The sequence below is a fragment of the Parasphingorhabdus sp. genome, from assembly GCF_036964565.1.
Lineage (GTDB): Bacteria > Pseudomonadota > Alphaproteobacteria > Sphingomonadales > Sphingomonadaceae > Parasphingorhabdus.
Window position 1 is genome coordinate 196,758 of record NZ_JBALTN010000008.1, and the last position, 11,321, is coordinate 208,078.

Annotated in this window: 10 protein-coding genes, 1 tRNA gene and 2 rRNA genes; 9 read left to right on the forward strand and 4 right to left on the reverse strand. The window is 57.0% G+C overall.

All coding sequences use genetic code 11. The features are described from left to right. Positions 1 to 52: 52 nt before the first annotated feature. Genes V7650_RS13085 through V7650_RS13095 form a run of 3 tightly spaced genes read left to right on the forward strand, consistent with a single transcriptional unit; the run spans position 53 to position 1,863 of the window. Positions 53 to 1,126, forward strand: coding sequence for a pyridoxamine 5'-phosphate oxidase family protein (locus tag V7650_RS13085; RefSeq protein ID WP_335656682.1), 1,074 nt, complete (start codon positions 53 to 55; stop codon positions 1,124 to 1,126). 41 nt (positions 1,127 to 1,167) lie between these two features. After that, entirely contained in the window at positions 1,168 to 1,395 is a 228-nt protein-coding gene (locus tag V7650_RS13090) for a hypothetical protein (protein WP_335656683.1), read from the forward strand. 3 nt (positions 1,396 to 1,398) lie between these two features. After that, positions 1,399 to 1,863, forward strand: coding sequence for a nuclear transport factor 2 family protein (locus V7650_RS13095; protein WP_066749102.1), 465 nt, complete (start codon positions 1,399 to 1,401; stop codon positions 1,861 to 1,863). 83 nt (positions 1,864 to 1,946) lie between these two features. Here V7650_RS13095 and V7650_RS13100 read toward each other — a convergent pair whose 3' ends face one another. After that, positions 1,947 to 2,963, reverse strand: a complete 1,017-nt coding sequence (locus tag V7650_RS13100; protein ID WP_335656684.1) for an AraC family transcriptional regulator — start codon at positions 2,961 to 2,963, stop codon at positions 1,947 to 1,949. 310 nt (positions 2,964 to 3,273) lie between these two features. Between V7650_RS13100 and V7650_RS13105 the strand changes: the two genes are divergently transcribed. The 6 genes from V7650_RS13105 to V7650_RS13130 all read left to right on the forward strand — a co-directional run bounded on the left by V7650_RS13105 (position 3,274) and on the right by V7650_RS13130 (position 9,160). After that, entirely contained in the window at positions 3,274 to 4,026 is a 753-nt protein-coding gene (locus V7650_RS13105; RefSeq protein WP_335656685.1) for an isochorismatase family protein, read from the forward strand. Between the two features lie 147 nt (positions 4,027 to 4,173). Further along, positions 4,174 to 4,659: a YHS domain-containing (seleno)protein gene (locus V7650_RS13110; RefSeq protein ID WP_335656686.1), complete on the forward strand. Its 486-nt coding sequence runs from the start codon at positions 4,174 to 4,176 to the stop codon at positions 4,657 to 4,659. A gap of 111 nt (positions 4,660 to 4,770) precedes the next feature. Further along, positions 4,771 to 5,337: a carboxymuconolactone decarboxylase family protein gene (locus V7650_RS13115; RefSeq protein WP_335656687.1), complete on the forward strand. Its 567-nt coding sequence runs from the start codon at positions 4,771 to 4,773 to the stop codon at positions 5,335 to 5,337. A gap of 128 nt (positions 5,338 to 5,465) precedes the next feature. Further along, positions 5,466 to 6,140, forward strand: coding sequence for an FMN-dependent NADH-azoreductase (locus tag V7650_RS13120; RefSeq protein ID WP_335656688.1), 675 nt, complete (start codon positions 5,466 to 5,468; stop codon positions 6,138 to 6,140). Between the two features lie 138 nt (positions 6,141 to 6,278). Beyond that, complete coding sequence (locus tag V7650_RS13125) at positions 6,279 to 7,760, forward strand: dihydrolipoyl dehydrogenase (RefSeq protein WP_335656689.1); 1,482 nt, start codon at positions 6,279 to 6,281, stop codon at positions 7,758 to 7,760. Positions 7,761 to 7,906: 146 nt separating this feature from the next. After that, positions 7,907 to 9,160 (forward strand): serine hydrolase domain-containing protein, encoded by a 1,254-nt coding sequence (locus tag V7650_RS13130; protein ID WP_335656690.1) that lies wholly within the window; start codon positions 7,907 to 7,909, stop codon positions 9,158 to 9,160. 681 nt (positions 9,161 to 9,841) lie between these two features. On the opposite strand, the gene V7650_RS13135 is transcribed toward V7650_RS13130, so the two are convergent. From V7650_RS13135 to V7650_RS13145, 3 genes are all read right to left on the reverse strand, one after another. Then, positions 9,842 to 9,918: transfer RNA gene (locus V7650_RS13135), tRNA-Met, on the reverse strand. Positions 9,919 to 10,050: 132 nt separating this feature from the next. Further along, positions 10,051 to 10,165 (reverse strand): 5S ribosomal RNA (gene rrf, locus V7650_RS13140). 173 nt (positions 10,166 to 10,338) lie between these two features. Continuing rightward, positions 10,339 to 11,321 (reverse strand): 23S ribosomal RNA (locus V7650_RS13145); the annotation flags it as partial.

The following is an 11,321-nucleotide window of genomic DNA, read 5'->3' on the forward strand; positions in this document are numbered from 1 at the left end:
CTACTTCCTGCAGCGCCGCTGCCCCGCCCCCCTTGCAACAGGAACCTTGGCCATGAACAGATTGACTGGCGAACCCGCAGACGGGCTCTTCCACGCAGGCGAAATCGCACTGCAGCACTCGGTCGGCATGGCTGAACGGATGGAGCATATCGGCGCAAAAATAGTGCGGGATTTCATGCCCGAGCAGCACCGCGACTTCTATGCGCGATTGCCGTTCATCATTGTGGCGACGGTCGATCATTCTGGCGATATATGGTCCACAATGCTGACTGGCGCTCCAGGCTTCATCAGTTCCCCGTCACCCCGGTCTCTTACCATCCGCGGAACGCTTGATGCTGCCGATCCCGCCTCCGCCGGCGCACAGACCGGCGGGGCCATCGGCATGCTCGGCATCGAACTGCACACCCGGCGTCGCAACCGGATGAACGGAGACATCAAGAGCGCCGGAAACGGTTCCCTGGAAGTTACGGTCGGACAGGCCTTTGGCAACTGCCCGCAATATATCCAGCTGCGTGATTACAGCTTTTCGCGTGAAACGGACCTGACCAAGTCGGCGTCGGTCGCGGAATCCGGCGAACTGACCGAGGAGGCCCGTGCCATCATTGCGACCGCCGACACCTTTTTCGTCGCATCCTATGTCGACCGCGGTGACATCAGGCAGATCGATGCTTCGCACAGAGGCGGCAAAGCCGGATTTGTCAGAATCGACGAAGATGGCCGACTGACGATCCCGGATTTCTCAGGCAATTTCCATTTCAACACGCTTGGCAATTTCCTCGTCAATCCGCGCGCCGGCTTGCTGTTCGTCGATTTTGAAACAGGCGACATCCTGCAAATCACCGGGACCGCGCGGGTTATCGCTGATTCTCCGGAAATCGCATCTTTCAGGGGCGCAGAACGGATCTGGAGGTTCAGCCCGACCAAGATGGTCCTTCGCCGGGGAGGCTCGACCTTGCGGTGGACGATGCGTGAGAATGCCTTCTCGCCGAAATCGCTGAGGACCGGCTCTTGGGCAGAGGTTGCGACCGAGCTTGGCGCGGGCCGCGCTGCTCACTCCGATGGCAGAGCCCCGCTTTCCGCCGCCGCACGGGCGGCCGGAAGCGCGCCCGGGAAGATCGAACCATGACTATCAGCCTGATAGCTATGCCTGCCGCTGAGGAGCTGGCTATGGATTATTGTCCACCGGATGGCGCCAGCCGCGAGCATGGCGATTTCGTTACCTTTCGCAATATCGCGGGTCTCTATCTGCTGATGTTGCTGCTCATATTCCAGTTTCCATCGGGTGCCCGCTCCGCCGATGCGCAATCAGGCGCGGCAGAGGCGGGGACGCTGGCAGAATTCCCCTGTGAGGATTGCATTCAGCCTCCTCTCTCCCCCCACCAGATAAAGGATTGAACCATGTCACGTCCCCCATTGCCCCCGTTTGACGAAACGTCCGCTCGCGAGAAAGTGAGACTGGCCGAAGATGGCTGGAACAGTCGCGATCCAGCCAAGGTTGCTCTGGCCTATACTGAAGATACCAGATGGCGCAATCGCGCCGAATTTCCCCGGGGCCGCGAAGAAGCCAGGAAATTTCTGGAGCGGAAGTGGGCGAAAGAGCTCGACTACCGGCTAATCAAGGAACTTTGGGCATATAGCGGCAATCGCATCGCGGTTCGCTATGCTTACGAATATCATGATGACAGCGGAAACTGGTTTCGCGCCTATGGCAACGAGAATTGGGAATTTGCCGAAGACGGTCTGATGCAAAACCGCCATGCCAGCATCAATGAACGGCCGATCACAGAAGCTGAACGTCTTTTCCGCTGGCCCCTCGGGCGGCGTCCTGACGATCATCCGGGTCTGTCCCAGCTTGGGCTTTAGCGGACTGCCGATATCTGCAGGCACTCTTGCGCACGTGAGGCAGCAGGTGCCGTTCCCGACCAATGAAGAAAGACTTTGAACCTCTAATATTGGACAACCGCCACTCTCGGCCCTTCACCGCGATAGGTCCGCGGCGTTTTTCCCGACCATCGCTTGAACGCACGGGTGAAGGAGCTTTGTTCCGAAAAGCCGGTCAGGAAGGCAACCTCCACCAGCGAATGGCTGGTTTCGCCGACGAGCTTGAGAGCCACCTCCCGTCGTGCCTCATCGACCAGAGATTGATAGCTGTGCCCCAGATCCGACAAGCGGCGCTGCAAGGTACGGCTCCCCATGCCCAGATGGCATGCCACATCCTCGAGGCGGGGCACCCCATCGCTGAGGCTGTTGGCAATCTGGATAACCACCTCGCGGTCAATCCGATCCGGTTCGGTAGTGCGAAGGATTTCCTCCATATGCTCACGGAGAAATTTCCAGATATGCTGGTCTCCGACGCGGTTTGGTCGATCAACGTCCTGTTGATGCATGATAATCGCGTCGACTTCAGCGCCGTGGGTCACCGGGCATTTGAAATGTTCTTCAAGCGGCCGCACATCGCCCACCGGCAGGTGAGTGAACTGGACACGCTTGGGATTGAACTCGTCGCCATTCGCATCGCGCCAAAGCGAGACAAAGGTTCCCAGCGCCGCTTCGTTCGACAGCTTGGCGCCATCATTTTCCGGGACCGGCTTACGGTTCATCCACCAGCATTCCGAACCTTTGTCCGCCAAGGCGAAGACGGAATAGTGATTATAGAGCCTAGCATAGCGATCAAGCCGCTCGAACGATCGTCGCAGTGTTGGCGCGGATTTGATCGTCAGCCCGAGCGGGCCGAACTCCTCACAGCGCATCGAAGCCGACGTCCGCATGTGAAAGCTGATTTGCGGGCGTTCTTCCCGGGCCAATGTTTCAAACAGCAGGTGGTGCTGTTGCACAGGTATGTGGTTCGCGGGATCGACGAGCACTTCTCGCGCGATGCCGACGCGCGCCAACGCACGATTGGCGACCGCCTGCTCCGCCTGAGCAATCGCCTTGCGGGCAAAAAGGCTCGAAACTTCTACCACCGTGCGTTCTGCCTACCCCGTCGTTGCCAATTCAATGCTTCATATAACGCATTTCTCCGAATTTGGCATGCCAGATCAAATTTTTGGCAGCCACGGTCAAGAAATACCGCGCTCGGTCGGCGTAATCCAGTCATCGTCAACTCCAAGGCGAAATCCGGCGAACAGCAATATTTGACCTGTAGGTCCGGATATATGACCCAAGGCGAGTTGGCAGGTTGAAACACTTGCTGAGGAATAAATGATGAACCACCCCCCCAAGCCTGCGCGCAAGCTGGCCTTTGCCCTGCTCGCGTCTATCGCAACAATTGGCATGGCTACCGGCGGCGCAGCTGCACAGGAAGAATCCCGCGCCGCAACCGCAACCCAACCACCGGTCAACGACGGATTGCCGATGCCCGGATTCGAGATCGATCCTGCAACAACCGCGATCGTCATTACTGACCCGCAAAACGACTTTCTGTCGCCCAACGGTGTGACCTGGGGCGTCGTGGGTGAAAGCATCACCAAGAACCGCACCGTTGAAAATCTGGGAGCACTTTTCAAGGTTGCCGATCAAACCGGCATGCCGGTGTTCGTCTCTCCCCACTATTATTTCAAACACGACCATCGCTGGCAGTTCGAAGGCACGCTTGAAACGCTGATGCACTCCATCGGCATGTTTGACCGCCCGCATGCCCTAACCCTCGAAGCTTTTGAAGGTTCAGGTGCTGACTGGCTCGACCATTACAAGCCTTACATCAACAACGGTCGCACAGTCGTGACCAGCCCGCACAAGGTTTACGGGCCTGACAGCAACGACCTGGCCCTGCAGCTGCGCAAGGCAGGGATTTCCAAGGTAATCCTGGGCGGTATGTCCTCGAACCTTTGCACGGAATCGCACATGCGCTCGCTGATCGAGGCAGGCTTTGAAGTCATGGTTGTCACCGATGCCACCGCCGGTGCCATCACCGCACATTATAACGGCTACGATGCTTCGCTTGTGAACTTCCGCATGATTGCCAGTGCTGTCGACAACACCGACAACACCGTCAAGGCGATCAGGGCTGCCTATCGCAGCAAATAGCCCAACCCTCTTGATCTTTGGCTGGAGCCACTGACCCCTCTCCCCCTGCTCCAGCCGAACGGACGGTGACCGGGAATGCCCATTGCCCCCCGATCCCGGCTTCATCGGTCACCGTCCCCCTTTTTGAAAACTCAAAGGAGATAAATTATGCGTATTTTGCCAACCAGCCTTGCCCTCGCCATCGCGCTTTCCGCAGGCTTTTCGGCACCCGCTCATGCGGCTGACGAATATAATGTTACCAACGGCTATACTCTGGATGGCGCCGGATTGGGCGTCCATGGCGTCGACACGGTTGTACTCAGCACGATGAACGCTGTTGCGCCTGGCGAAGCAAGCCATGCGGTCGTTCACGATGGCGTGACCTATTATTTCGCGTCCGGACTGACGGCGGAACGGTTCCAATCCGATCCAGAGCGTTATCTGCCGCAATATGGTGGTTTCTGTGCCTATGCGGTTGCCCTCGGCAAGAAACTCGATGGCGATCCACGGTATGCGGACATCGTGGAAGGCAAGCTCTATCTCTTCGTCAACGCCGCTGTTTTCCAGAGCTACCTCGCAGACAAGGAAAACACGCTGGGCACCGCCAAAGAGAAATGGCCGACCATCAAGCACAGCAAAGTCGAAGATCTCTGATCCCCGCAGGACGGCTGGCTATCCCGCAAGGCCAGCCGTCCATGCCGGGAAAACACCTTCTCCCGTTCGTGTCTCTCGTCAGGCACGACCCCATTCAAAGGACCGATTGAAATGATATCTTTCACCACCCACGACTTCGAAACCGCACCCGAAGACGCACAGCCACTGCTGAATGCCGCCACAAGCGCATACGGCTTTATTCCCAACCTGCCCGGAACGATGGCTGAGGCCCCGGCCCTGCTCGAAGGCTATATGACGCTGGCCGGAATTTTCGACAAAACCGATCTGTCAGAGGCCGAGCGCCAAATCATTCTGATGACGAATAACCGGTTGAACGCCTGTCATTATTGCATGGCTGCCCACACTTCGATCTCGCAAGGCGCCGGTGTCCCGCAGGATATAATCGAGGCCCTGCGCACCGATACGCCGATCAATGATCCGAAGCTCGAGGCGCTTCGTACTTTCGCCGCCGTGATCAACAAAACGCGCGGCTGGCTCGAAACTTCAGATATCGAGGCATTTCTTGAAGTGGGCTACACCCGGCAGAATATTCTGGAAGTTGTTCTCGGCACGGCCCTCAAGGTCATGTCGAACTATACCAACCATATCGCGGCCACCGAACTGGACGCTGCATTTGAACCGAACGCCTGGACGACCGACCTTGTCGACATGGGCTGATACAAGGCAAATCTGGTCCATTCTGTCACGCACACAGCCGATATCCCTCGGGAAGGCTAACCGCGTCCACTTCGACCGCGAGATTACCCGCTGACCAGAGCTTGCCGCCACTGCAGGAGACCTGAAAAATGACTAGACTATTACGCATTGATGCCAGCGCGCGGATCACGCGTTCGCTTACCAGGGAACTGGCCGACAGATTCACGCAAAGCTGGCGTGAGCGGCGTCCGCAGGATGAGATTGTCCTGCGCGACGTCGGCGCCAATCCGCCTCCGATCATCAGTGAAGACTGGATTGCAGCGGCTTTTGCAAAGGACCGGTCGACCGATCAGCAACAGCTTCTTGCGCTATCAGACGAACTGATTGCCGAAGTGGCCGGTGCCGACATCATCGTCATGGCAACGCCGATGTACAACTACGGCATGCCCGCCGCGCTCAAAGCGTGGTTTGACCAGGTTGTGAGAATCGACAAGACTTTTACCTTCGACCTCACTCGCGGCGATGCCCCGCTTGAGCCGATATTTGCGGGCAAGACCCTCATCCTGCTCACTTCATGGGGGGAATTCGGCTTCGCTGCTGGAGGGCCCAATGAAGGGCGCGACAGCCTGACTCCGCATGTCCGCACGGCATCGCGCTATCTTGGCGTGGAGACAATACACCAAGTCGGGATCGAGTATCAGGAGTTTGGCGACGAACGCTTTGAAGCCTCGCATAAAGCAGCTTTTGCAGCGCTCGATCCCTTGGTCGAAACACTGGTCACGACGCTCCCCCTGAACTCAGACCGCAGAAAGTCGGCGGCATGATCGCTACATGCACCTGCGACACGCGAGGCAGATAGGCGCGGCCACAGCATGCTCTTGGCGCAATGATCGGCAAAGCCCAGTGCGTGGGTTTTCACTTACCCCGTCTCGCTCTCTCTAAAATCATCAGGATCTTTTTCCATGACCAATCAAACGGTAATCACCAACAGCTACAGGCCGATATCTGGCGCCGGTGAATTCGATTTCGATGTCGCCATCATCGGCGCTGGCACAGCCGGAATGGCGGCCTATCGTGAAGCTTCGCAATATAGCGATCGCGTTGCACTGATCGATGGCGGGCCACTAGGCACAACATGCGCGCGCGTGGGCTGCATGCCTTCCAAACTCCTGATCGCAGCAGCCGAGGCAGCGCATGCGGGGTCCAGGACTCCCATGTTCGGGGTCCGATATGACGATCCGGCGATCGACGGCATAGCCGTGATGAAACGGGTACGTAGCGAGCGTGACCGCTTTGTCGGTTTTGTCACAGAGGCTGTCCATGGATTCGACAAGGGCGAGATAATAAGGGAATATGCCCGCTTCGAAGACGATCACACGCTTCGGTTGAGCAGCGGACGCAAGATTTCTGCCCGCACGATCGTCATCGCCACCGGTTCGCGGCCCGCCATTCCCCAAGCATTATTCGCCGCCGGCGAAAAGCTGATCGTCAATGATGATATACTTGACTGGGCCGATCTGCCCGGTTCGGTCGCGGTATTTGGGGCTGGTGTCATCGGGCTGGAATTGGGCCAGGCCCTGCACCGGCTGGGAGTGCGCGTGCGTCTTTTCGGAAGGGGCGGTCAGGCCGGGCCACTAACCGATCCAGTGGTGCGCCGATATGCGACCGACATTTTTTCTGGCGAGTTCACGGCCATCTGGAACGCTGACACCCGGATTTCGCGCAAAGGGGAGACAGTCGCGGTGCGCTGGGGCGAAACGGCGGATCAGGAAGCCAGCTTCGACTATCTGGTCGCAGCCACCGGTCGCAGGCCCAATATTGATAAAATCGGTCTCGAGAATACCGGCCTGCCGCTCGGAAAGACGGGCGTGCCTCAATATGACCCCTTGTCCGGCCGCGTTGGCGACACCCATATATTCATTGCCGGCGATGCTGCGCTTGACCTGCCGCTGCTGCACGAAGCGGCAGATGAAGGCCGCTTGGCCGGAGAGAATGCAGCGCGCTTTCCGCATTCATACAAACGATCTCGCCGCACCCCGATCGGCATCGTTTTCTCCGATCCGCAAATTGCGATGGTCGGGGCCAGCCATGCCTCGCTCTTGGCTAGACAGGGATGCCACTTCGCGACCGGAGAAGTTTCATTTGAGGACCAGGGCCGTGCCCGGGTGATGGGTCTCAACAAGGGTATCCTCAGGCTTTATGCCGAACACGGCAGCGCACGGTTTCTCGGAGCCGAAATGATCGGCCCTTCAGCTGAACATATCGCGCATCTTCTGGCGTGGTCCATTCAGGCCAACATGACCGTAGAGCAAATCCTGCAAATGCCGTTTTACCACCCGGTGCTGGAAGAGGGCGTGCGCACAGCCTTCAGAAATCTGAACCATGCTCTTGGATTTGGCCCCAATCCTCCACTGCGATGTATTGATTGCGGGCCGGGCGCCTGATCCATGGTCTTTTTCGGAAGCATGGTGAATATTGCGCTAAAAGATAAACTGCGGACAGAACAGTCCGCAACTGATCTCAAAACCCCAGAAAACCTTGCCAAAAAAATGGTGAACGCAGCAGTTCCTGCAAGTGAATGGAGAAAGTCATGAAGAAAATAATCGGCATCGCAGCCTTAACATTAACGGCTATCGTCATCTGGTCCGGCTCGATCTTTGTCATCGGCAGCGAAGGATGGCTGAAACGTCCCATCGCAGCCGATGCCTCGGCGCAATCGTTTGTGGCGGCGGCGGCCGAAATCGTCGAGCAGGACCACCGCGGCAATCTGAGCATGCTTTTGGTCGAAGGCGGCAAGGTTGCTGCAAGCCATCATTCTTCCACGGGTAAGCCGGTTGACGAAAATTCGGTATTTCAGGTCGCTTCGTTGAGCAAATGGCTCGCCGCATGGGGCGTCATGACTCTTGTCGAGGATGGTGTCATAGACCTGGATGAGCCGGTATCGCGCTATCTCACCCGCTGGCAACTGCCCACCGGCCCATTCGACAATGATGGTGTAACCACCCGGCGGCTGCTCAGCCATACAGCAAGGTTGGACGACGGTCTTGGCTATGCCGGCTTCGATTCCGACAGCGCGGTGCAGTCTCTCGAAAGCTCCCTCGACCGAGCGCTGGACGCATCACCGGGGAAAAGCGGCGTCGTTAAGGTCGGCAGCGAACCCGGCGCCGGCTGGAACTATTCCGGCGGCGGCTACACGCTTCTACAGCTGCTGATCGAAGAAGTCTCGGGCCAGCCATTTACCGATTATATGGCTGAACGGGTATTCGAGCCGCTGAACATGTCGCAAAGCGGTTTTGACCACAAGAAAGCCGCCGGACTGGGTCTCGCAGAAAATTTCGATCTCGAGGGGAATGTCGAATCGCTGAAATATTATAGTTCATTGGCTTCCACTTCCCTTTTTACCAGCAGCCGGGACATGGCTCTTTTCCTGGCAGCACAGGGGCCGGGATCAGGGCAAAGCGTCCTGTCTGAAGCCAGCATGCGGTTGATGCGCCAGCCGCACGCGTCCCAGATGGGCGCCGATATCTGGGGCTTGGGAACAATGCTCTATGCACCGAATAATGCGGGAGACTTCATCATCGGTCACGACGGGCATAACGAACCGGCGATCAACGCGGCTGCGCGGCTCGATCCTGTCACCGGCGACGGGATTGTCATACTGGAAACCGGAAGCGATCTGCTCGCCACCCGCCTCGCAAGCGAGTGGGTGTTCTGGAAGACCGATAGGGTGGACAGTCTGGCTTTCGCAATGGGCCTTTCGACCTGGCTCCTATGGGCAGGAGCGGGATCATTTTCCATTCTTTTGATGGGGATTGCACTGGGCTGGAGGCGCCGCAAGCTCTGACGAAACGAGCTGTTGACAGTTTAGTGCGCCGGCTATTGTGTCGTGTCGCTTCAATGGATTTCATGCTTATCAGTGGATTTCATGCTTAAGGCGGGCGTGCTGGAGTTTGTTGCTCACTAAACTAAGCTGCGCTTACTGCGCGCTCAACGACTGATAACAAGTTTGCGTTCGTGACAGGCACGCAGGCCCGGAAAAAGTACGTGCAGCGAAGCCCGTTGGCCGCGATCATCTGAGAATCCTTCGAAATGTCTGCTTCTGGGTCGCAAGCGGAAGTTCCTGAAATGCGAACCACAACGTCTGCTTTGTCGGTATCGCAGATTAAATGCAGACAGTTTGCAAGCGGCCAGTAGCTCTTATTTGCCCAGGACCGAACATAATGTCGGCTTCGCGCCCGGACCGCGCCGTTTTGAGGTTGCTGTTGCGATCATTGGCGGCGTCGTCGTCCATTTTCCGCGAATGGGCTTCTCAGTGCAGAATTGACATGACTGCAGCCTTCCAAGAAGGAAGCGACGGACGGCGCAGATTTCGGTGCTCAGAGCTCAAGACCAACAAACCCTTGATATTACTCCTTAATACGCTTCTCTGCGTCCCAGCTTGCTTACTATGTGCTTACAGCCCAAACGCAAAAAAGCCCCGCTGGTAGCAGCGAGGCTTGTAAGGCTTTGAATATATTGGGTTTGTTGGTTGCGGGAGTAGGATTTGAACCTACGACCTTCAGGTTATGAGCCTGACGAGCTACCGGACTGCTCCATCCCGCGCCAACGATCCGGACCGCCGATAGGGCAGATCCGAAAATCAAAAAAGCGGCCGGCCCTTTGAGGGACAGGCCGCTTTTGAAAAGGTGAATGGGTTATTTCCTCGTGACTACATCTTCATGCGCCTGCTGCAATGCCTGGCGACGTCCTACTCTTCCATGCCTTGAGACAAAGTACCATCGGCGCAACCTGGTTTCACGGCCGAGTTCGAGATGGGATCGGGTGGGGCACAGGCGCTATGGCCACCAAGCAATGAAGCAGGCGCATAAGCTGTAATCACGGGTCTTTTAATCGATGTTGGTAAGATCATGCCCGGATTTATCCCAAGCGGGTTGTATCCGTGCATGTTGACCATGGGCCGAGCTTAATTGTCCGTTCTTCAACAAACATGCTTTCCAACATTGTTGTTGATGGCGGGATTCTACAAGCGCGAATTGAGTAATTAGGACTGGTTAGCTTCATGCGTTACCGCACTTCCACACCCAGCCTATCAACGTGGTGGTCTTCCACGACTCTATGATAACTTATCTCGAGGGAGGCTTCCCGCTTAGATGCTTTCAGCGGTTATCCCGTCCATACATAGCTACCCTGCTGCACGCCTGGCGGCATGACAGGTACACCAGAGGTATGTTCAACCCGGTCCTCTCGTACTAGGGTCAACTCCTCTCAATTATCGACGCCCACGGCAGATAGGGACCAAACTGTCTCGCGACGTTCTGAACCCAGCTCACGTACCACTTTAATCGGCGAACAGCCGAACCCTTGGGACCTGCTCCAGCCCCAGGATGTGATGAGCCGACATCGAGGTGCCAAACGATGCCGTCGATATGGACTCTTGGGCATCATCAGCCTGTTATCCCCGGAGTACCTTTTATCCGTTGAGCGATGGCCCTTCCACTCGGGACCACCGGATCACTATGACCGTCTTTCGACTCTGCTCGATCCGTCGATCTCACAGTCAGGCAGGCTTATGCCATTGCACTCAACGAGCGATGTCCGACCGCTCTGAGCCTACCATTGCGCGCCTCCGTTACACTTTGGGAGGCGACCGCCCCAGTCAAACTACCCGCCACACAGGGTCCCGGCCCCATCCAGGGGCGCGGTTAGACATCAAAGAAGACAAGGGTGGTATTTCAAGGTTGGCTCCACACGATCTAGCGACCATGCTTCAAAGCCTCCCACCTATCCTACACATATATTCTTTAATGCCACTGTGAAGCTGTAGTAAAGGTTCACGGGGTCTTTCCGTCTGACCGCGGGTACCCCGCATCTTCACGGGGAATTCAATTTCGCTGAGTCTATGTTGGAGACAGTGGGGAAGTCGTTACGCCATTCGTGCAGGTCGGAACTTACCCGACAAGGAATTTCGCTACCTTAGGACCGTTATAGTTACGGCCGCCGTTCAC

Coding starts and splice junctions, on each gene's coding strand:
- V7650_RS13120 (WP_335656688.1), top strand. CDS start 5,466: ATGACTAGACTATTACGCATTGATGCCAGCGCGCGGATCACGCGTTCG.
- V7650_RS13095 (WP_066749102.1), top strand. CDS start 1,399: ATGTCACGTCCCCCATTGCCCCCGTTTGACGAAACGTCCGCTCGCGAG.
- V7650_RS13115 (WP_335656687.1), top strand. CDS start 4,771: ATGATATCTTTCACCACCCACGACTTCGAAACCGCACCCGAAGACGCA.
- V7650_RS13130 (WP_335656690.1), top strand. CDS start 7,907: ATGAAGAAAATAATCGGCATCGCAGCCTTAACATTAACGGCTATCGTC.
- V7650_RS13110 (WP_335656686.1), top strand. CDS start 4,174: ATGCGTATTTTGCCAACCAGCCTTGCCCTCGCCATCGCGCTTTCCGCA.
- V7650_RS13105 (WP_335656685.1), top strand. CDS start 3,274: ATGGCTACCGGCGGCGCAGCTGCACAGGAAGAATCCCGCGCCGCAACC.
- V7650_RS13090 (WP_335656683.1), top strand. CDS start 1,168: ATGGATTATTGTCCACCGGATGGCGCCAGCCGCGAGCATGGCGATTTC.
- V7650_RS13125 (WP_335656689.1), top strand. CDS start 6,279: ATGACCAATCAAACGGTAATCACCAACAGCTACAGGCCGATATCTGGC.
- V7650_RS13085 (WP_335656682.1), top strand. CDS start 53: ATGAACAGATTGACTGGCGAACCCGCAGACGGGCTCTTCCACGCAGGC.